Source organism: Planomonospora sp. ID82291, from assembly GCF_015711645.1.
Lineage (GTDB): Bacteria > Actinomycetota > Actinomycetes > Streptosporangiales > Streptosporangiaceae > Planomonospora.
The window spans coordinates 127,653-148,527 of sequence record NZ_JABTEX010000007.1; the positions used below are offsets into that span (position 1 = coordinate 127,653).

At 73.8% G+C, this 20,875-nt stretch carries 19 protein-coding genes; 14 read left to right on the forward strand and 5 right to left on the reverse strand.

The features are described 5' to 3' along the window. Nucleotide 1: 1 nt before the first annotated feature. Genes HS045_RS31060 through HS045_RS31075 form a run of 4 tightly spaced genes read left to right on the forward strand, consistent with a single transcriptional unit; the run spans nt 2 to nt 5,164 of the window. Entirely contained in the window at nt 2-376 is a 375-nt protein-coding gene (locus HS045_RS31060) for a response regulator transcription factor (protein WP_196455173.1), read from the forward strand. Then, nucleotides 373-1,467, forward strand: a complete 1,095-nt coding sequence (locus tag HS045_RS31065) for a HEAT repeat domain-containing protein (RefSeq protein ID WP_196455174.1) — start codon at nt 373-375, stop codon at nt 1,465-1,467. Before HS045_RS31060 ends, HS045_RS31065 begins: the two co-directional genes overlap by 4 nt. After that, a complete protein-coding gene (locus HS045_RS31070; RefSeq protein ID WP_196455175.1) occupies nt 1,464-2,972 on the forward strand; it encodes a glycosyltransferase family 2 protein in 1,509 nt (502 codons plus the stop codon). The genes HS045_RS31065 and HS045_RS31070 overlap by 4 nt, the downstream gene beginning before the upstream one ends. Next, nucleotides 2,969-5,164, forward strand: coding sequence for an ATP-binding protein (locus tag HS045_RS31075; RefSeq protein WP_196455176.1), 2,196 nt, complete (start codon nt 2,969-2,971; stop codon nt 5,162-5,164). Before HS045_RS31070 ends, HS045_RS31075 begins: the two co-directional genes overlap by 4 nt. Nucleotides 5,165-5,179: 15 nt before the next feature. Here HS045_RS31075 and HS045_RS31080 read toward each other — a convergent pair whose 3' ends face one another. From HS045_RS31080 to HS045_RS31090, 3 genes are all read right to left on the reverse strand, one after another. Then, a complete protein-coding gene (locus HS045_RS31080; protein ID WP_196455177.1) occupies nt 5,180-6,169 on the reverse strand; it encodes a matrixin family metalloprotease in 990 nt (329 codons plus the stop codon). 174 nt (nt 6,170-6,343) lie between these two features. Beyond that, nucleotides 6,344-6,865, reverse strand: coding sequence for a GAF domain-containing protein (locus HS045_RS31085; protein ID WP_196455178.1), 522 nt, complete (start codon nt 6,863-6,865; stop codon nt 6,344-6,346). After that, a complete protein-coding gene (locus HS045_RS31090) occupies nt 6,862-7,173 on the reverse strand; it encodes a hypothetical protein (RefSeq protein ID WP_196455179.1) in 312 nt (103 codons plus the stop codon). Before HS045_RS31090 ends, HS045_RS31085 begins: the two co-directional genes overlap by 4 nt. Before the next feature lie 468 nt (nt 7,174-7,641). Here HS045_RS31090 and HS045_RS31095 point away from each other — a divergent pair, with 468 nt between their 5' ends. From HS045_RS31095 to HS045_RS31140, 10 genes are read left to right on the forward strand one after another with little or no spacing between them, the layout of a single operon-like run. Further along, entirely contained in the window at nt 7,642-9,579 is a 1,938-nt protein-coding gene (locus HS045_RS31095; protein WP_196455180.1) for a methyl-accepting chemotaxis protein, read from the forward strand. A 29-nt stretch (nt 9,580-9,608) separates the two neighbouring features. Beyond that, a complete protein-coding gene (locus HS045_RS31100) occupies nt 9,609-11,234 on the forward strand; it encodes a chemotaxis protein CheW (protein ID WP_196455181.1) in 1,626 nt (541 codons plus the stop codon). 15 nt (nt 11,235-11,249) lie between these two features. Beyond that, nucleotides 11,250-12,335: a chemotaxis-specific protein-glutamate methyltransferase CheB gene (gene cheB, locus HS045_RS31105; RefSeq protein ID WP_196455182.1), complete on the forward strand. Its 1,086-nt coding sequence runs from the start codon at nt 11,250-11,252 to the stop codon at nt 12,333-12,335. Between the two features lie 32 nt (nt 12,336-12,367). Continuing rightward, entirely contained in the window at nt 12,368-12,973 is a 606-nt protein-coding gene (locus HS045_RS31110; RefSeq protein WP_196455183.1) for a HEAT repeat domain-containing protein, read from the forward strand. Between the two features lie 8 nt (nt 12,974-12,981). Continuing rightward, a complete protein-coding gene (locus HS045_RS31115) occupies nt 12,982-13,866 on the forward strand; it encodes a protein-glutamate O-methyltransferase CheR (RefSeq protein WP_196455184.1) in 885 nt (294 codons plus the stop codon). Continuing rightward, complete coding sequence (locus tag HS045_RS31120) at nt 13,863-14,255, forward strand: response regulator (RefSeq protein ID WP_196455185.1); 393 nt, start codon at nt 13,863-13,865, stop codon at nt 14,253-14,255. The genes HS045_RS31115 and HS045_RS31120 overlap by 4 nt, the downstream gene beginning before the upstream one ends. Then, nucleotides 14,252-16,684, forward strand: a complete 2,433-nt coding sequence (locus HS045_RS31125; RefSeq protein ID WP_196455186.1) for a chemotaxis protein CheA — start codon at nt 14,252-14,254, stop codon at nt 16,682-16,684. The genes HS045_RS31120 and HS045_RS31125 overlap by 4 nt, the downstream gene beginning before the upstream one ends. Then, the gene (locus tag HS045_RS31130) at nt 16,665-16,940 is read left to right on the forward strand and encodes a hypothetical protein (RefSeq protein WP_196455187.1); all 276 of its coding nucleotides are present in this window, start codon (nt 16,665-16,667) and stop codon (nt 16,938-16,940) included. Before HS045_RS31125 ends, HS045_RS31130 begins: the two co-directional genes overlap by 20 nt. Then, on the forward strand, nt 16,937-17,308 hold the full coding sequence (locus HS045_RS31135; RefSeq protein ID WP_196455188.1) for a response regulator: 372 nt from the start codon (nt 16,937-16,939) through the stop codon (nt 17,306-17,308). The genes HS045_RS31130 and HS045_RS31135 overlap by 4 nt, the downstream gene beginning before the upstream one ends. Nucleotides 17,309-17,346: 38 nt before the next feature. Further along, nucleotides 17,347-18,408, forward strand: a complete 1,062-nt coding sequence (locus HS045_RS31140; protein WP_196455189.1) for a methyl-accepting chemotaxis protein — start codon at nt 17,347-17,349, stop codon at nt 18,406-18,408. Between the two features lie 352 nt (nt 18,409-18,760). On the opposite strand, the gene tgmC is transcribed toward HS045_RS31140, so the two are convergent. Then, a complete protein-coding gene (gene tgmC, locus HS045_RS31145) occupies nt 18,761-19,891 on the reverse strand; it encodes an ATP-grasp peptide maturase system methyltransferase (RefSeq protein ID WP_307827812.1) in 1,131 nt (376 codons plus the stop codon). Continuing rightward, complete coding sequence (gene tgmB / locus HS045_RS31150; RefSeq protein WP_196455191.1) at nt 19,888-20,874, reverse strand: ATP-grasp ribosomal peptide maturase; 987 nt, start codon at nt 20,872-20,874, stop codon at nt 19,888-19,890. The genes tgmC and tgmB overlap by 4 nt, the downstream gene beginning before the upstream one ends. Nucleotide 20,875: the final 1 nt, after the last annotated feature.

Here is a 20,875-nt window from a genome sequence, read left to right on the forward strand (position 1 = left end):
GATGGCCATCATTCTCATCGCCGAGGACGACGCCGACATCCGCGACCTCGTCGTCTTCAAGCTGGAGCAGAGCGGCCACACCGTCATTCCCGTGGGCGACGGCCGCTCCGCGCTGCGGATGGCCCATGAGAAGGACCCCGACATCGTCCTGCTGGACGTCATGATGCCCGGCATGTCGGGCATCGACGTCTGCCGCGAACTGCGCCGGGACGCGCGGACGGCGGAGCTGCCGATCATCCTGCTCACCGCCCGCGCCCAGGAGAGCGACGTGGAGAACGGGTTGACCGCCGGTGCGGACGACTACATCGTCAAGCCGTTCAGCCCGCGCGTGCTCGCCGAGCGCGTCCAGTCCGTTCTGACCAGGACGCGGGCTTGAGCACGGCCGACCTGGTCCGGCTCACACTGGCACTGCTGCTGTACGCGGTGAGCATGCTCGGGGCGGTGATCGTCACGGGCCGCGTCGTGCGCCGCCGCAGGGCCCGGCACGACGCGCGGCTGGCCGCCGAGGCCCGCCCCTACCTGATGGAGCTCACCGGCGGCGACGCCGACGTCCGCGAGCCGCTCCGGCGGCTGGCCGCGCTGGACCGGCGCCGCTGGAAGGCGGTCCAGCCCAGCGCGACCTCGCTGCTCGGCAAGGTCAGCGGCCACGCCCACGCGGCGCTGGTGCGCCTGTTCGAGGAGCGCGGCATCGCCCGGGACGCCCTGTGCGACCTCACCCGGCGCGGCGCGGTACGGCGCGCCGCCGCCGCCCACGTGCTGGGCCTCATGCGCCACGCCGAGGCCGTCCCCGCCCTGGTCCGCCTGCTGGCGGACCGCAACCCCGAGGTGCGGGCCGTCGCCGCGCGGGCGCTGGGGCAGGTGGGCGCCCCCGAGGCGGCCGGGCCGCTCCTGGAGTGCCTGGCCGAGGGCGGGCGCGTCCCCTTCGACCTGGTCGCCCAGTCGCTGATCCGGATCGGCCCGGCCGCCCGGCCGGCGCTGGGCAGGGCCCTCGCGCACCCCGATCCGGCGGTCCGCGCCCTGGCCGCGGAGGTGCTCGGCCTCATCGGCTCCGTCGGCTCGGTCGCGGCGCTGGTCCGGGCGCTGTCGGTGGACCCGTCCGTCGACGTGCGGACGCGGGCCGCGCGCTCGCTCGGCCGGCTGGGCACCCCGGCGTGCCTGGCCGCGCTCACCGACGCCACCGGGCTGGCCCACCCGCAGGCCGTGCGGGCGGAGGCGGCGGGCGCGCTGGGGGACATCGGGGCCGCCGGCGCGGTGCCGGCGCTGCGCGCGCTGCTGCCCGACTACCACTACCGGGTCGCGCACAACGCCGCCCTGTCCCTGACCCGCCTCGGCCCGGCGGCCGAGGCGGCGCTGCGCGAGGTCGCCGGCGGGGCGCTGGGCGTGCGGGCCGCCGGGCACGCCCGGGAGGCCCTGGCCGTCCTGGCCCTCGCCGAGGGGCGCCTGGCGAGGCCGGCTCCGGCGCCGTGAGCGCGGCTGCGCTCGCCGCCTCGGGCGCAGTGGACGCACCCGCCGTCCTGGACGCGCTCGCCGGCGGCGTGCGGTGGCTGCTGGCCGCCTGCAGCGGCGCGGTGGTCGTCTACTTCGTCTGCGTCAACACCAGCTACCTGGTGCTCATCGCCCTGGCGGCCTGGGACTCGGTCCACTACCACCGGCGCCTGGCCTTCACCGGCTACGACGACATCTACGCCAACCCGCTCAACCCGGCCATCACCGTGATCATGCCCGCGTACAACGAGGAGGCGGGCATCGTGGAGGCGGTGCGCGCGATGCTCTCGTTGCGCTACCCGGCCTTCGAGATCGTCGTCGTCGACGACGGCTCCCGCGACGGCACGTTCGAGCGGCTGCGCGAGGAGTACGGTCTCGTCGAGGTGGAGCGGGTGCTGCCCGACGACATCCCGACGCGCGGCCGGGTGCTGTCCACGCACGTCCCCGCCGCCGGCCCGACGTCCCTGCTGGTGGTCCGCAAGGCCAACAGCGGACGTGCCGACGCGCTCAACGTGGGCATCAACTTCGCCCGGCACCCGCTGGTCTGCATGGTCGACGCCGACTCCCTGCTGGACCCCGGGTCCCTGCTCTCGGTGGCCAAGCCCTTCGCCGACGACCCGCTGCGCGTCGTCGCCACCGGCGGGGTGATCCGGATCGCCAACGGCTGCGAGGTGGTCGCCGGCCGGGTCACGAAGGTGCGGATGCCGCGCTCCTGGCTGGTCCGCATCCAGGTGATCGAGTACCTGCGGGCCTTCCTGCTGGGCCGTACCGGCTGGTCGCGGCTCGGCGGCCTGCTGATCATCTCCGGGGCGTTCGGCCTGTTCCGGCGCGACGTCGTCGTCGAGATCGGCGGACTGGACCCCGACTCGATCGGTGAGGACGCCGAACTCGTCACGCGGCTGCACCGGTACATGAGGGACCGCGGCCGCGACTACCGGATCGTGTTCGTCTCCGAACCGGTCTCCTGGACCGAGGCGCCGTCCTCGCTGGCGGTGCTGGCCCGGCAGCGGCGCCGCTGGTCGCGCGGGCTGGCCGAGCTGGCCTGGAAGCACCGCGGGATGTTCGGCAACCCCCGCTACGGGCGGATCGGGATGATCGCGCTGCCGTACTACGTGATCTTCGAGCTCTGCGCGCCGCTGGTGAGCGTGAGCGGCCTGGTCCTGGTCCCGCTCGGCGTGCTGGTCGGCGCCGTCGACCTGGCCTTCGCCGGCGTCGTCATGCTCGCCTCCTACGGGTACTCGCTGCTGGTCGCCTTCGTGGCGCTGGCCGTGGAGGAGTACGCCTTCCACCGCTACACCCGCTGGCGCGACCTGGGCGCCGCCGCGCTGGCCGCGCTGGCCGAGAACGTCGGATACCGCCAGTTCAACGCCTGGTGGGGGGTGCAGGGCATCTTTGCGGCGCTGCGCCGTACGAAGCAGGTGTGGGGGGTAATGACGCGGGAGGGGTTCTCCGCCCAGGGTGGGCCCGCGGGAGGAAAGAAGCGATGAAGTGGCTGAACCGCAGTGTGGGCAACGCCCTGCGCCACGCCTTCGCGCTGCTCGTCTCCCTGGTCCTGCTGTCCGGCGTCGTCGCGGCGGTCGAGTCGCAGCGGCACGGCGCCGCCCTGGACCGGCTCGTGGAGTACAACGTCCCGCTCCGGCTGAACAACTTCAAGCTCCGCTCGGCCATGGGCGACGCCACCCGGGGCCTGCGCAACCACCTGCTCTTCGCGCAGCCCAAGACCACCTACCTGCAGGCCAAGGGCTCCTACGCGGCGTTCCTGGACGCGCTGGTCACGCAGGCCGACCGGCCCGAGGAGCGCCGGCTGGTCGGCGACCTGGAGCACCGGGTCGCCGACTGGTTCGCCTACGCCGCCCAGGCCGAGCGGCTGCGGCACGGTGATCCGGAGGCCCCCGGGTACGCCGAGGGCAGCCGGGTGCGCTACGAGGCGATCCTGCGCGCCGGCGACGCGCTGGAGAGGCACCTGGGACGCCGGACCGCGGCCCTGTACGAGGAGAGCAACCGCGAGCGCCTGTGGGGCCTGGCCGGGGTGGTCGTCTTCGTGCTCGCCGCCGTCGTGCTGGCCCTGCTCGTCGCCCTGCGCACCTACCGGGCGCTGGTGCCGCCGCTGGGGGCCATGGGCGAGACCCTGCGGCGGCTGACCGCCGGCGAGCACGAGACCCGGATGCCCGACGTGGGAGGGCCGACCGAGATCCGCGAGCTGGGCACGGCGATCAACACGCTCGCCGAGGAGAGCGACCGGCTGCGCCGCGCGGAGCAGGAGCGCGCCCGGCTGGCCGAGGTGGCCCACGAGACCGCCGCGCGCATCCGGCAGACCCTCGACGCCGACGCCGTGGTCCGGGAGGCGGTCGCGCTCCTGGGCGCCCGGCTCCCCGCCGACCGGGTGTTCATCCGGTTCGTCCGGGACGGCATGATCGGCCCCGCGGAGCTGGAGTGGTCGGGCGGGCGGCTGGTCGAGCAGGAGACCGCCACCGTGGCCATCCCCGCCGAGCAGGCCGAGCGGCTCTACCTGCAGGGCGCGGCCTCCAGCGGGTCCACCCTGGACCCGCCCCCCTACGTGCCCGAGGCGGCCGTCCGGGCCCTGCGGGAACTGGGGGACGTGCAGTACCTCTTCGTGCCCTTCGGGACGGGCGGGCAGCTGCTCGGCACGATCCTGCTCACCCGGGACCCCTCCCGCGGTCCCTGGAAGACCGAGGAGATCGAGGCGGTCAAGAGCGTCGGGGCCGACCTGGGGCGCGGCCTGGACCAGGCCCGCCTGTACGGCCGCGAACGGGAGCTGGTGGAGGAGCTGCGGGCGCTGGACGCGGCCAAGACCGACTTCATGTCCAGCATCTCCCACGAACTGCGCTCACCGCTGACCAGCATCTCCGGCTACCTGGAGATCCTGCGCGACGAGGACGCCGGGGACGTCAACCCGGTCCAGGACCGCATGCTCGACGCCATCGAGCGCAACACCACCCGCCTGCGGCTGCTCATCGAGGACCTGCTGACGCTCTCGCGCATCGAGTCGGGCGCCTTCCGCACCGTCAAGCAGCGCACGGACCTGTGCGCCGTCGTGGAGGGCGCGGTCATCTCCATGCGGCCCGCCGCGGCCAAGGCCGGGGTCGAGCTGACCGCCGACCGCCCCGAGGACCCGCTCATGGTCGACGGGGACCCCAACCAGCTCGACCGCGCCATGATCAACGTGCTGTCCAACGCGGTCAAGTTCACCCCGGCGGGCGGGCGGGTGGAGGTGCGGGTCGCCCTGGAGGACGGCTACGGGGTGGTGCGGGTCTCCGACACCGGCATCGGCATCCCGGCCGACGAGATGCAGCGGCTGTCGACCCGCTTCTTCCGGGCCTCCAACGCCACCGAGCTGTCGATCCCCGGCACCGGGCTGGGGCTGTCCATCGTGCGCAGCATCGTCGCCAACCACTCGGGCACCTTCGACCTGCAGTCGCGGGAAGGGGAGGGCACGACGGTGACGATGCGGATCCAGACGTGCGCGGCCCGGCTCGCCGCCGAGGGCGACGGGAGCGGCGGGAAGGCACGAGGTGACGGGAGCGACGGGAACGCGCCAGGTGACGGGGACGACGCCGACGCGCCGGGTGACGGGAGGGACGGTGCCGGCGGGAAGGCACGAGGTGACGGCAGCGACGCGGACGCCGGTGAGCCCGCCGAGGCGGGCGAGGGGGCCTGACCGCGGCGGTCGCGGTCAGCGCACGCCGTACAGCGTGCGCATGGCGCGGTGGTCGCCCGCGCCCAGGGTCCGCACCGAGGAGCACGCCGGGATGGTCGAGGCCATCACCTGGGTGCCGTGCTGCGACGGCGACACGTGGGTGAGCCCGAACGCGTGGCCCCACTCGTGGGTCAGCACCGAGGCCAGGTCGAAGGAGGAGGCGCAGCGGCTCTGCCGGGTGGTGTGCCAGCGGTACCGGGTGTTGATCACGATGTCGGAGGAGACCACCTGGCCGGAGCGGGTCCACGTGCAGGTGACCGCGAGCGCGGTGGAGCCGAGCCGCTTCCAGGCGACGACGCTGTGGCCGTCCTCCGTGCCGCAGGCCGTCCGCGAGGAGGTGGAGACGGCGGCCGTGCGCTTCGTGGCGCCCCGGTAGCGCTGGCCGGCCTTGAACGGGGCCGGCAGGCCGCACTCGTTGCTCGCGCCGACCAGGGAGCGGACCGCCGAGCCGATCGCCGCCAGAGCCGTGCGGGAGACCGCGGCGGGCGCGCCGGAGGGGTTGTAGTACCAGTCGGCGGTCCCCTTGACGCGCCATCCGGCCAGGGCGTAGGCGGTGTCGCGGCACTGGGCGCGGGAGGCGGCGGCGCGCGTCCCCTGGGCGGCGTTCGCGGCGGCGGTGCGCGTCCCCTCGGCGGCGTTCGCGGCGGCGCCGTCCGGGACCGCTCCGGCGGCCGTCCCGCCGGTCCCCTCCCCGGCCGTCCCGCCGGCGGCCTCGGGGGGCGCTCCCGCGGCCGATCCGGTGGCGTACAGCACGTCCATCGTCACGTTCAGCCCGTCGCCGGGCACGTCCGCCGGTGCGGTCCCGGCGGCCGGAGCGCCGGTCGCCGCCGGCCGGGCCGCAGATCCGGTCGCCGCCGCGCGGGGGAGCGGCTCGGCCACGGTGGACGGCACCGACACCGCGAGCACCACGAGGGCCGTGGACAGCGCGCACACCGCCGGCGGCACCTGACCGGCGCGACCTCTCACCTGGCGACTCCTGACGCGTTCGGCCCGCCGCGCACGGGAGGGCCGCCGGTCGGGGCGGGAGCGGCCGGTACGGCGCTCCTCGCCGAACGATCGACGGGAAAGGGCCGGACCTGAGCGGAAGGGCCCGGCCGCCGCCGCGGAGAGCCGCCCGTCCCGGGCCGGCCCCGGACCGTCTCAGCCGGCCTCGGCGGTGCCGTCGCGGTACCGCCGGAGCAGGGCGAGCGCCTCTTCGCCGCCCCGGCGCAGGACCTCGAGGTCGGCTTCGCCGTAACGGCGGGGCTCGACGCCGACGACGCAGTGCCCGCCCAGGACATGGCCGTTCGCCGAGACCAGCGGGATCCCGGCGTAGCTGCGCGCGCCGTCCCGGAAGACCACCGGATTGTCGTGCTGGACCGGGTCGGCGGCCAGGTCCGGGACCACGTACGGGCGGCCGTCGCGGACCAGCTGGGCGCAGAACGCCCACTCCGCCGGCGCTCCGCCGGTCTCGGCGATCCAGCCGAGCGGCCCGTGGGAGCCGACGACCAGCTCGGCGGTGTCGAGGACGACGGTGACCAGGGAGATCGGCTGGCCGAGACGCGCCGCGGTGCGGCGGGCGACATCGTCCAGGGCGGTCCGCAGCTCCGGGGCGGCCAGGTCGTAGCGGGAGATCTCGGTGAGCCGGGCCAGGCCGGACAGGGAGCTCAGGTCGGTGTTCATTCCGCGCTCCGGTCGGTCTCGTCTATCGCCGACAGCCGCTGGTAGCTGTACAGCCGGATGGTCAGGGATCTGGCGCACAGGGCGGTGACGGGGTGGTGTCCGCTCATCGCCTCCATGAGCCGCTCCAGCGCCGGGGAGCCGGTTTCGGCACCGGTCAGACGGGCCCGTTCCAGCAGGACCGGCCAGAGCGCGGCGGCGGCCCGCTCACCGTAGACCGCGTTGAGCGCGGTCCGGGCGTCGGCGAGCGAGGGTCTGTTCACGCCGTACACGTCGGCGCCCGCGCCGGGCGGCGGGACGGGAAGTGTCATCAGGGCTGTCTCCTCGGCGGATCGGTGGCTGAAGACCCCGACGACGGGGCCGGGGCGCCGGCGCCGGCAGGACCTCGATGCCCCGCTCCCCGGTCCGGGCGCCACCGCCACGATCGGCGGACCCCGCTTGCGGGTTGAGGACTTTCGCGCAGGGTCCGATGCGCAGGGTCCGATGCGCAGGGTCCGATGCGCGAGGCCGGGAGCAGGACCGGGAGCAGGACCGCCCCGTGGAAACCTACCGGTCGGTAAAGGACTTTCGCCCCTGGATCGGCGCGGAGATCATGCCGATGGAGAGGATCGAGCAGCCAGGGGCATCCGGTCGCGGAAGCGTCAGAGATCTTCCGTGACCTCGCCGGCGCTCACGGCCGCATCCGATCCGGGCGGCCGGAAATCTCGCCGACGCGTCAGCGCGGCGCCGGCCTCCGTCCAGGCGAGGGTCTGGCTGATATCCGAGGAGTTAGGGAAGACATGCCTCTCACGAGCTCACCGAACGGTCGCTCGCTCAACGGCGCCAAGGCCGCCGTCGACCTCGAGGCCGTACGGCCCGCGGGCACCGCGCGCGGTGAGGGCGACGCCGCCCGGCGCAAGGCCCGCTCGGTGGCCAAGCAGCAGCAGGCCGCCGAGCGCATCGCCGCGGCCACCGCCGAGATCTCCGCGCAGAACGCCCAGGCCGCCGAGGCCTCGCGGCAACTGCGCGACGCGATGCAGCAGATCGCCACCGGCGCCGAGGAGGCCTCCGGCGCCACCCAGGAGAGCCTGGCCGTCGTCACCAAGGTCGAGGAGCGGATCAAGGTCCAGCAGCAGGCCACCGACAGGATCGACGGGCTCAGCCGCGCCCTGCAGCGCCTGCTGACCGAGACCAAGACCGGCATCGACGGCATGCTGCGCAACGTCGAGAGCGCCTCGGCGCGGCAGGCGGCCTCGGTGACGGTCATCAGCGAGCTGGAGAAGCAGGCCGACGAGATCGGCGAGATCGTCAAGACGGTCGCGCACATCGCCGACCAGACCAACCTGCTGGCGCTGAACGCCGCCATCGAGGCCGCCCGCGCCCGCCAGCACGGCAAGGGCTTCGCGGTCGTGGCCGACGAGGTGCGCACCCTGGCCGAGACCAGCGAGCGCAGCGCCCGCCAGATCCGCGACCTCATCGACGAGGTGCGCCAGGGCGTCAACACCGTCGCCGCCGGCGTGCAGGAGTCCGCCGAGACCGCCCGCGGCGAGGTGGAGAAGGGCAAGGCGATCACCGCCCAGCTGGACCAGATCCGCACCGACATGACGCAGATCATGGAGGGCGCGGCCGAGATGGCCGCCGCCGCGATCCAGGCGGAGAAGGCCGCCGCCGACGCGAAGGTCCGCTCCGAGGAGATCGCCGCCGCCGCCGAGCAGCAGTCGGCCGCCACCGAGGAGTCGCTGCAGACCGTCGGCCAGCAGGGCGCGGCGCTGCAGCAGAGCGAGCAGGCCGCCGAGGAGCTGGCCGAGATCGCCGACGGGCTGCGCACCAGCACCGACATCGGCAAGAGCGCCGAGGAGGTGGCCTCGGCCGCCGAGGAGCTGTCGGCCGCGGTGGAGGAGATCAACCGGGCCGCCACCCAGATCTCCACCGCGATCGGCCAGATCTCCTCGGGCGCGCAGAGCGCCGCGGCCAAGGCCCAGGACGCCGCCGGCGCGCTGGCCCAGATCGAGCAGGGCGCGGAGCTGGCCGAGACCCGCGGCGGCGCCGCGGTGGACAAGGCCGGCACCATGCTCGTGCTGCTGGCCGAGAACAAGGAGGCCGTGGACACCACGATCGAGGCGATCGCCGAGGCCGCCCGCGCCGGCATGGACAGCGCCCGCCAGGTGGTGGAGCTGGAACTGGTGTCCCGGCGCATCGACAAGATCGTGGACGCGATCGCGAACGTGTCCATCCAGACCAACATGCTGGCCGTCAACGGGTCGGTGGAGTCGGCGCGGGCCGGTGAGTTCGGCAAGGGGTTCGCGGTGGTCTCCACCGACATCCGCAACCTGGCGCGCGACTCGGCCGAGAACGCCGACCGCATCAAGGACCTGGTCAAGGCGGTGCAGGACCGCATCGTCGAGGTCCGCGGCGACCTGGAGGAGACCAGCCGGCAGGCCCTGACGGAGGTGGAGGCCGCCAAGGCCACCACCGCCCGCCTGGTGGAGATCGAGCGCGACATGGCCGAGGTCCGTTCCGGCAACGTGCTGGTGCGCGACTCCGCGCAGGAGATCGCCGCCGCCATCGGCCAGGTCAAGACCAGCCTGGACCAGATCTCCGCGGCCTCCACCGAGGCCGACCAGCTGTCGGGACAGGCCGCCGCCGCGGCCAGGCAGCAGGCGCAGGGCGCCGAGGACCTCGCGGCGGCCGTCGAGGAGATCGCGGCGCTCGCCGACGACCTGCAGAACAGCAACTGACGGACGCGCGGCGAGGGAGGAACAACGCGATGAGTGAACTCGACGACGACGCGGCGGCCGTCCTCGGCCCGGATGAGCGGCAGGACGCCGCGACGGCCGGGGCCGAGGTGCGGGAGGAGACGGAGGAGGAGACGGAGGGCGCCGACTACGTCACCTTCGACATGGACGGCGAGCGCTACGCCTTCCCGATGAACCGGGTGCAGGAGATCATCCGGATGCCCGCCCTGGTGCGGGTCCCGCTCGGCCCGGCCAGTCTGGAGGGTCTGGCCAACCTGCGCGGCCGTGTGCTGCCGGTGGTGAGCCTGCGCGCCTGCTGCGCGCTGGCCGACGCCGAGCACGACGAGACGACCCGGGTGATCGTGGTCGACGGCGGGGTGCCGCTGGGGTTCGTGGTCGACCGGGTGGCCAGCGTGATCAGCGTCGACCGCGACGCGGTCGAGCCCGCCGACACGATCCAGGCCACCGTGCGCTCCGACGTCCTGGTCGGGGTCATCAAGTCCGAGGGCGACCGGATGACCACCGTCCTGGACGTGGACCGCCTGGTGGGCGGCCAGTTCGCGCTGCTGGCCCGCCGCCGCGACCGCGACCGGGACCGGCAGGTCGCGGCCGCGGCCGAGGAGACCGTGCTGGACGACCTGGCCGACACCCTGGAACTGGTCAGCTTCACCGTCGACGGGCAGGAGTACGCGCTCCCCATCGACCAGGTGCAGGAGATCGTCCAGGCTCCCGAGGAGGTCAGCCGGGTGCCGAACGCGGGTGTCCACGTGCTCGGCGTCATGGACCTGCGCGGCCGGCTGCTGCCGGTGCTGAGCATGCGCCGGGTGTTCGGGCTGGAGGTCACCCCGCTGGAGCCGCAGAACCGCATCGTCGTGGTGTCGCTGGACGGCGGCGGCGTGGTCGGCGTGGTCATGGACACCGTGCGGGAGGTCCTGCGGGTGCCGCACGACCTGGTGGCGCCGCTGCCGGACGTGGTCAACGCGGCCGGGCGGACCACCGAGGTCGCCTCGGTGTGCCGGCTGGAGGACGGCAGGCGCCTGGTGTCCGTCCTGAGCATCGAGCGCATGTTCGATTCGGCGGCGCTGCGCGCGGAGCTCGCCGCCCACCTCGACGAGCAGGACACCGACGAGACGACCGGAGAGGAAGCGGAGATGGACCTGTCGGACGACGGCCGGGGGGACGAGGAGCTGTTCGTCGTCTTCCGGCTGGACGCCGAGGAGTACGCCGTCGACGTGGACGCGGTGCAGGAGATCATCCGGGTGCCCGAGGCGCTGATCCGCGTGCCCCGGACGTACGACTTCGTCGAAGGACTGGTCAACCTGCGCGGCACGGTGCTGCCGGTGGTGGACCTGCGCACCCGGCTGGGGCTGGAGCGCTCGGCGCGCGACGACCGGCAGCGCATCGTGGTGCTGATCATCGGCGGGGTGCGGACCGGGTTCGTGGTGGACTCGGTCGCCGAGGTGGCCCGGGTGGCCAAGTCGGTGCTGGAGCCCGCTCCGGAGCTCTCGGCCGAGCAGGCCCGGCTGGTCACCCGGGTGGCGAACCTGCCCGAGGAGCGGCGGATGCTCATGCTGGTCCGGTCCGACCAGCTGCTCACCGACGGGCAGACCGAGGCGCTGGGCCGGGTGGCCTCCGGGTCGGCGCGCAAGGCCGCCTGAGAGGACACGTCCGTCATGCCCGCCACGAGCGTTCTCGTCGTCGACGACTCGGCCCTGATGCGCAAGGTCATCAAGCGCATCCTGACCGAGACGGGCGAGTTCGAGGTGCACACGGCCCGCAACGGGCTGGACGCGCTGGAGCAGCTCCGGCGCGTCCAGCCGGACGTGGTCACCCTGGACGTCAACATGCCCGAGATGGACGGCCTGACGTGCCTGAACGAGATCATGCGCCAGGATCCGCGGCCCGTCGTCATGGTCTCCTCCCTCACCGAGGACGGCGCCCTGGTCACCCTGGAGGCGCTGGCCGTCGGCGCGGTGGACTACGTGGCCAAGCCCGGCGGCACGGTCTCGCTGAATCTGCAGGACGTCGCGGCCGAGCTGGTGGCCAAGGTCCGCGCGGCCGCCGGGGCGCGGGTGCGCCGGGCCGGCGGCCTGACGGCCCGGCTGCGCACCCAGCGCGCCCGGGCGGCCGAGAGCGCCGCTCCGGCCCGGCGCACCCGCGCCCCGGCGGCCCGGACGCAGGCCGCGCCCGCCGATCTGGTGATCATCGGTGCCTCCACCGGCGGACCGGCCCTGCTGGCCGACATCCTGTCGCGGCTTCCGGCCTCCTTCCCCGCCCCGGTGGTCGTGGCCCAGCACATCCCCGGCTCCTTCACCACGGCCCTGGCCCAGCGGCTGGACGGCGCCTGCGCGCTGGACGTGCACGAGGTCGTCCGGCCCATGCCGATGCATCCGGGCCACATCTACGTCGGGCGGGGCGACGCCGACGTGCTCATCGCCCGCGGCCCGGCGGGCCTGGTGGTCAAGTGCGTGCCGGCGTCCTCGGCCTACCGCTGGCACCCCAGCGTGGACCGGCTGGTCGCCTCCGCCCACCGGGTCGTCGAGGCGCAGCGGCTGGTGTGCGTGCAGCTGACCGGCATGGGCGACGACGGCGCCGGGGAGATGGCCGCGGTCAAGTCGGCCGGCGGGCGCACCATCGCCGAGGCCGAGGAGACCGCCGTGGTCTGGGGCATGCCCGGCGAGCTGGTCCGCCGCGGCGGCGCCACCGCGGTGCTGCCCAACCACCTGATCGCCTCCCGTCTCATCGACTGGGTCCGCTAAAGCGGCCCCCCTGCTCTGCCGAAGGAAACACCATGGCCCTCGTCCGCCGCGCCACCGGCTCCCCGCCGCCTGCCGCCTGCGCCGATCCGCAGCTGCTGATCGCGGCGCTGGCCGACGCCGACGCCGAACGGCGGCGCCGCGCCGTCCTCGGCCTCGGCGGGGTGGGCGCCGCGATCCCGGCGGTGCTGGAACGGGTCCACGACGGCGACGCCGCCGTGCGCGAGGCCGCGCTGACCGTGCTGGCCGCCCACGACAGCGCCGAGGTCGCCGCCGGCCTGGCGGTGCACCTGCGCAGCGAGGACGCCGCGCTGCGCACCGCCGTGGTGGAGGCGCTGGCGGCGATGCCCACCGGCGTGCTGCCGCTGCTGGCGCAGCTGGTGCTCGACCCCGACCCCGACGTGCGCATCCTGACCGCCATGGTGCTGGCCCACCTGCCCAGCCCGCAGGCGGTGCGGTGGCTGGTGGAGATGATCTCCGCCGACCGGCACCCCAACGTGGTCGCCGCCGCCGTCGACGCGCTGCTGCCGCTGGCCGGCGCCGAGCACGCCCCGCTGCTGCGGGCCGCCCGCACGCGGTTCGCCGACGACCCGTTCCTGCGCTTCACCATCGACGCGGCCCTGCCGCGGCTGGGCGGGTGAGCGCCGGCATGTACGCGCCCGCATCCGGCGCCGAGGACGGCTTCACCCTGAGCGACACCGACTTCGAGCGCTTCCGCGAGTTCTTCTACCGGCGCACCGGCATCCAGTTCAGCCCGGCCAAGCGCTACTTCGTCGACAAGCGCGTGGGCGCCTGCGTCCGCTCCTCCGGAGAGGACTCCTTCGCCTCCTGGTTCGCGTCCCTGCGGCTGGGCATCCGCCCCGAGCTGACCCAGGAGATGATCAACCAGCTGACCGTCAACGAGACGTACTTCCTGCGCGAGGACTACCAGTTCGACGGCCTGCTGAACTCCGTCCTGCCCTCGGTGATGTCCGAGCGCGCCCGCGCCGGGCGCACCGGGCCGGTGCGGATCCTGTCGCTGCCGTGCTCGACCGGGGAGGAGCCGTACTCCATCGCGCTGCGCCTGCTGGAGGAGTGGCCGTCGATCGACCACGTGGACGTGGAGATCCACGCCGCCGACATCGACACCAACGTGCTGGGCCACGCCCGGCGCGGCGTCTACGGCACCCGCTCCCTGCAGCGGGTCCCGCCGGCCTGGCTGAGCCGCCACTTCACCCCGACCGGCGGCGGGTTCCACCAGATCTCCGGCGACATCCGCTCGGCCATCTCGTTCTCCCTGCTCAACATCACCGACACCGGGCAGATGCAGGCCTTCGAGCCCTTCGACGTGATCTTCTGCCGGAACCTGCTGATCTACTTCGACGAGCTGTCCAGCCGCCGCGCCGCGGAGAACCTCTACGGCGCGCTGAGGCCCGGCGGCCACCTGTTCCTCGGCCATTCGGAGTCGATGAGCCGCATCTCCCCCATCTTCACACCGTGCCGGCTGCCGGAGGGCCTGGTGTACCGGCGACCGACCACCGGAGCGACCCGATGACCAGCCCTTCCCGCAGCGCCCGCGTCCTCGTCGTCGACGACGCCGCCACCGTACGGCTCTACCACCGGCAGCTGCTCAGCGAGGCCGCCTTCGAGGTCGCCGAGGCGGTCAACGGCCTGCAGGCCGTCGAGCTCGCGCTGCAGACCGCGTTCGACCTGTTCGTCGTGGACGTGAACATGCCGAAGATGGACGGCTACGCCTGCGTGGAGGCGTTGCGCGGGCCGACCGTGGGCACCGACGCGCCGATCATCATGGTCAGCACCGAGGACCGCGGCCCGGACGCCGACCGCGCCTATGCCGCCGGAGCCAACCTCTACCTGGTCAAGCCGGTCGACGGCGCCCGCCTGGTCCGGCTGGCCGCCATGCTCGCCGCGGAAGGCGCCCGGTGAACGCGCTGCTCGCCCAGTTCCTCACCGAGGCCGACGACCTGCTCGCCCAGGTCGACGAGGGCCTGCTGCGCCTGGAGCGGGCGCCCCAGGACACCGACCTGGTCAACGGGGTCTTCCGGGCCGCGCACACCCTCAAGGGGTCGTCGGGGCTGTTCGACTTCCCCGAGCTGACCCGCCTGACCCACGCCGCCGAGGACCTGCTGGACGCCGTGCGCGGCGGCCGGCTGGACCTGGACGCGGCGATGACCGACGACCTGCTGGCCTCCTTCGACCTGATCCGCGGCTGGCTGGTCCACGTCACCTCCGCCGGACGCCTGCCGGCCACGGCGGGCACCGCGGCCGGCGGGCTGATCGAACGGCTGCGGCGCCCGCTGGGCGGCTCCGGCGCACCCGCCGCCGCATCCGCCGCCGCGGCGGCGGACGCCCCGGCGCCGGCCGTGGCCGTAGCCGCCCCGCGGTGGGCGGCCGCACTGGGCGGGCAGTGGCTGGAGGAGACCGCCGGCTGGCTGGAGGCGACCTCCGCCACCCTGCGCCTCGTCCGCTACACGCCGGACGAGGACTGCTACTTCCGCGGCGAGGACCCGCTGCACCTGCTGCGCCAGGTGCCGGCGGTCGACCGGCTGGTGCCGGTGCCGCCGGCGGCCTGGCCGTCGGCCGACGACTACGACGAGTACGCCTGCCTGCTGGACTTCGTGCTGGCCACCCGTGCGGCCCCGGTCGAGCTCGCCTACCTGTTCCGGTACGTGCCCGAGCAGGTCGAGATCGTCGAGCTCGGCGCGTCGGCCCTGACCCGGCTGCTCGCCGGGGAGGGGACCGACGCCGGACAGGAGGCAGGACAGGAGGCAGGGCTGGAGGCAGGGCAAGGACAGGGGGCAGGACGGCAGGCCGGTGCACCGCAGGCCGGGCAGGAGGCCGGTGCACCGCAGGCCGGGCAGGAGGCCGGTGCACCGCAGGCCGGCACCGCACAGGCCGCCGACGCGCGCGCCGTACTGGAGGCGGCCCTGCACACGCTGTCGGCGCTGCCGGAGCACGCCGCCGAGCGGGCCACCCGCCTGGCCTCCGCCGGGCGGGCCGTACGGGCCGCCGCCCACGTGCTGGGCCGTGACGACGTGCCGCGCCAGGACGACCCCCGGGCCGTGGCGGAGGCCGCGCGCCGGCTGCTGGAGGCGGCGCAGCCGGTACCCGGTCCGCCCGATGCGGCGACGTCCGTCTCCGGCGACTCCGCCGAGGCGGTCCAGGTCGGCTCGCGGACGCTGAAGGTCGAACAGGAGAAGGTCGACCGGCTGATGGAACTGGTGGGCGAGCTGAACGTGGCCAAGAACGCGCTGACGTTCCTGGCCGCCTCCGCCGAGGAGGAGTTCGGCAGCCGCCTCCTGGCCCGCCGGATCAAGGACCAGTACGCCGGGATGCACCGCATCGCCGAGGAACTGCAGGCCGCGGTGATGGACGTGCGCATGCTTCCGCTGTCCGTCGCCTTCGCCCGCTTCCCCCGGCTCGTGCGCGACCTGGGCCGCAAGCTCGGCAAGTCGGTCGAGCTGGTCACCGAGGGCGAGGAGGTGATGGCCGACAAGGACGTCATCGAGGCCCTCGGCGACCCGCTGGTGCACCTGGTGCGCAACAGCCTCGACCACGGCGTCGAGGCGCCCGCGCAGCGGGTCGCCGCCGGCAAGGAGGCCGTCGCGCGGATCCGCCTGAGCGCCGTCTCCGACGGGGACGCGGTCGTCGTCGAGGTGACCGACGACGGCGCCGGCATCGATCCCGGGGCGATCAAGCGGAAGGCCTACGAGAAGGGGCTCATCACCGAGGCCCGGCTGGAGGCGATCCCCGACGCCGAGGCGGCCGACCTGGTCTTCCTGCCCGGCTTCTCCACCGCCGAGACCGTCTCGGACGTCTCCGGCCGCGGTGTCGGCATGGACGCCGTGCGGGCCAGTGTGGAGCGGCTCGGCGGGACCGTCGGCATCTCCTCCGCGCCGGGCGCCGGGACCACCACCCGGCTGCGGCTGCCGCTGTCCATGGCCGTGACCCAGGTGATGGTCTTCAGCGCCGCCGGGCAGCGCTTCGGCGTGCCCGTCGACACCGTCGCGGAGGCGGTACGGGTACCGGCGGGCGGATTCGGGCGGGTTCTGCACCAGGACGTGATCCAGTTGCGCGGCGAGGTCGTGCCCGTGATCGACCTGGCCGCGACCCTGCACCTGCCCTGGACGCCGCCCGAGGACATCCGCGAGGTGCTGGTGACGCAGGTGGGCGGGCAGAAGGTCGGCCTGCTCGTCGAACGCCTCCACCGCGAGATGGACGTGATCCTCAAACCGATGGAGGGCCTGCTCGCCGGCCATGGCGCGTTCTCCGGAACCGCACTGCTCGGTGACGGCCTCGTCCTGCTGGTCCTCAACATCAAGGAGGTGCTCGGCGTTGCCGCTCGAGCTGCGTGACCGTACCGCGACCGTCACCGGGGTGCTCACGGTCGAAGAGGTCGAACCCCTCGCCGCCTGGCTGCGCGCGACCGCCCGGCCCGGAGTGAACCTGCGCAACTGCACCCATCTGCACACCGGGGCGCTGCAGGCCCTGCTGCTGTTCCGGCCGACGATTACCGGCAGGCCCCTGGACTCCTTCCTGTCCGCCCACATCATGCCGTTGCTCGAAAACCGGCAGAGCAGCAAAGAAGCCCAGAAAGGGGCCGCACAGTGAAGACGATCATGCTTGTGGACGACTCGGCCACCATGCTCATGAGCATCAAGTCGGTGCTGACCAAGGCCGGCTACGGCGTGGAGACGGCCTCCCACGGCAAGGAGGCGCTGGGCAAGGTCACCGGCGGGCTGCGCCCCGACCTGATCATCAGCGACGTGAACATGCCGTTCATGGACGGCATCACCTTCGCCCGGGAGGTCCGCAAGGCCGCCGGGATGCGGTTCACGCCGATCCTGATGCTCACCACCGAGTCCGAGGCGGCCAAACGCGCCGAGGCCAAGGCCGCCGGCGCCACCGGCTGGCTCGTCAAGCCGGTCGCGCCCGAGCAGCTGCTGGGCGTCGTCAAGCAGGTCGTCCCGGGGGCCTGAGGCCCCGGCGAGGACGGACCCTACGAGGAAGGACGAAGATGTTCGGCTTGAGCCGGTGGCTGACCCCCCGCCGGGACCGGACCGCGGAACCGGCCCGGCCGGCCGGTGAGGCGATCTCCCGTGCGCTGTCGCCGTTGCCGGCGTACTGCGACGTGATGGCGGCGCACCTGAAGGACGTGGCCGACTACACCGAAGAGGCCGCGATGGCGACGCTGGAGCGGATGCAGCAGGTCGACGCGCTGGCCGGCGCCATGGCCGACGACGTGGACGGCCTGGCCAGGGCGGTCGACATGACCCAGCGCCAGCTGTCCGAGATGGGCGAGTCCAACAGCCGGCTGGTCCTGGGCCTGATCGGGTACTTCGCCCAGCGCGACCGCCGGGTGGGCGTGCTGGTGGAGGAGATGCGCGACCTCAACCGCCACGTGGCGGCGATCGAGGCCGTCAGCCGCGCCACCAACGTCCTGGCGCTGAACGCCAAGATCGAGGCGAGCCGGGCCGGCGAGGCCGGCCGGGGGTTCTCCGTCGTCGCCGACGAGGTGCGCCAGCTGGCCGAGCAGTCCAGCCGGGCCGCCCACGACATCGGTTCCAGCATCAAGGAGCTGACCGACCGGCTGCATCTGGCCATCGCCGACGACAGCGCGATCGACACCGGCGCGGCGGCGGTGCCGGAGCTGGAGGGGGCCTCCGGTGAGCAGAGCGCCATCACCCGCCGCCTGCTCGGCGTCATCGACACCCAGCACAAGCTCACCGAGATGTTCACCGGTGTGCTGACCGACACCGTCGACGCCGCCGGCCGGGTCGCGCAGACGTCCTCGGCTCTGACCGACAGCACCACCGGCGCCGTCGGGGAGATCCAGTTCCAGGACATCAGCCGGCAGATGCTCGAACACGTCGGCGTCGCCGTCGAAGAGGTCCAGCGCCAGGTCGCCGACGTCGTGGGCTACGTGGAAGGCGAACGGGCCGAGCAGGACCTGCTGACCGACCTCAGCGTCGACGACCTGCGCGAACGCCACGTGATGGCCCGCCAGCGGGTCAACCACGCCGCCGCCACCGGCCAGGCCGCCGTCGCCGTGGCCCTGCCCGCCATCGAGCTGTTCTGACGCCGCCCCGGTGCCGCCCCGACACCGGAGCGGGTGTGACCGGCCGCTGGAGGAGGCCGCGCACCTGACCGAGACGCTGGAGGGCGAGGGCGATTGAACGCATACCGCGTTACCGCGCAGAGGTCCGGCGGCTGGTGGGCGCTGACCGTCGAGGGTCCCGGCCTCCACCGTCCGGCCTACACCCAGGCCCGCCGCCTGGACAAGGCGGAGCCCATGGTCCGCGACCTGCTGCCCCTGCACTTGGACGTGGAGCCCGGAGATGTGGGCGATATCGAGATAACCCCCGACGACGAGTCACGGGCCGCTCAGCCGCCTTCTCGCGCCTCGCGCCTCCGGAGATTCGTGTTCCTGCTCAGGCGGGCAGGTCCCAGCACGGGCCGTCCGGTTCGCCCAGCCACACGAACTGGCGGTCCGGGGTGACGGTGAGCCCGAACCCGGACTGGTGCGGCGACCCGGCTGCCCGCCAGGTCACGATGGCGTCCTCGACGTCGTCCCACAGCCGCAGCGGACCGTGCTGGTGGACGATCCACCCGCCGCCGAGGCCGGGCCGGACATCGGCCCGGGAGCCGGTGCCGACGTCCAGCAGGATCAGCGTGTCCCCGGCCCACGCCTGCTGCGCGGCCGGCGCGGCGAGCTGGGCGACGAACACCGCGGTGTCGTCGTCGAAGACTCCGGGGTCGATGCGGCTCTCCCGGGCCTCCCCGGTTCCGGTCGTGACCGGCGGCCGGGGAGGCGCCAGGTGCGAGCGGGCGGTCATGAAGTACAGGTCCTGGGTCAGGAACCGGCCGCCGGCGGTGCCGTCGCCGGCCGGCGTCAGATGCGCGGAGGCGACGCCGCCCATCCACCCCCACATCGGAGCCAGGATGGTCCCGCCGTCGCGGACCTGCCGCATCCACGCCGGGGGAATGGTCCGTACCGAGCAGGTCGCGATCAGCCGGTCGTAGGGGGCGTTCTCGTCGTGTCCGTGCAGGCCGTCGCCCACGGCCAGGGTGGGCGTGCAGCCGAAGCGGCCGATGGCCCGGCGGGCGCGCTCGGCCACGGCCGGGTCGTACTCGACGGAGGTCACCGCCTCCCCGCCGATCCGGTGGCACATCAGCGCGGTGGAGTAGCCGGTGCCGGTGCCGATCTCCAGGACCCGGTCGCCTTCGCTGATCTGGGCGTCCTCCAGCATCCGCACGACCAGGCCGGGCAGGGTCGACGACGAGCTCGGCGACCCGGTCACCGTCTCCGTGGCGTCCTCGGCCAGGAGCCCGTCGACCTGGGTCACCCACGTCTGGTCGGTGTAGGCCATGGCCGGCCAGTCGTCCGCGCCGACCTGCTCACGGCGGACCGGGGTCCACCGGTCGGCGCGGGCGGGGTCGGGCAGGTAGACGGCATCGCCCAGGAACAGCTCGCGCGGTATCGCTTCCAGCGCCGCGCGCCAGCCGGGGGAGCCTATGGTGCCGGCCAGGGCGCGGCGGAGCTTCGCGGCCGTATCGCTCACGGCCACCATCCTTCCAATAGGAGGTCGGCGAAGGCCTGCGCCATCGCGTCGGAATCAGGCAACCAGCCCCATTGCCCGTTGGGGTTGCACTCGATGAAGGTCCAGCGGTCCGGGGCCCGTTCCCCGGTGGATTCGAGGGCGAAGTCGAAGCAGCCGAACACCAGCCCGAAGTGGTCGAGGTAGGCGTGCAGGCAGTCGATGATCTGCTCGGGAACGTCGACGGGGTCGTGGACGAGCTGCTCCCAGTCGCCGCTGCGCCAGTCGAGTGCGCCGCCGGGGGTGGTGATCCTGCTGGCGAACACGGTCCGGCCGATCACGGTCACGCGGGCGTCGGCGGTCTTGGCCACCTCCTTCTGGAACAGGTGGGCGGTGACCGCCAGCGAGTCGTCCAGCGTCTCCTCGGCGACCCGCTGCGTCCAGATCGCCGCGACCTGGCCGTCCGGGGAGCGGGGTGCGCCCCGGAAGGACTTGTAGATGATCGGGCCGTACCCGGCGGCGAACTTCCGCGCGGCCGCCACGTCGTTGGTGATCAGTGTCGGCGGGATGGCCATGCCGAGCCGGGCGGCGACGCGGAGCTGCGCGGGTTTGTAGTCGGCGGCGTTGATCGCCGCGGGGTGGTTGACGTACCGCGTGGTGCGCAGGTTGCGCAGGACGCCGCCGAGGCCGTGCTGCGCTTCGGTGACGGCGAACTCCCGCTCCACGGCGGGCAGGTGGGCGAACCGCGCGGAGTGAGGGGTGGGGCGGCGGTAGTACACCGCCCCGACCTCTTCCAGCGCGATGTCACGGCTCGGCGTGCGCAGCCGACCGGCCCACTCCACCTGGTCATCGCCGAGGCAGACGTCGAACATCAGGCCGGTGCCGATGTCGCCGGGGTCGGCGCGGACGACCTGCACCCGGCGTTCGTTGAGTTTCTCGATCACGAGGTCGGCGTGGACGTCCTCGACCGAGGTGATGACCAGCACGGTCTGCGGCGAGGGCTGCATC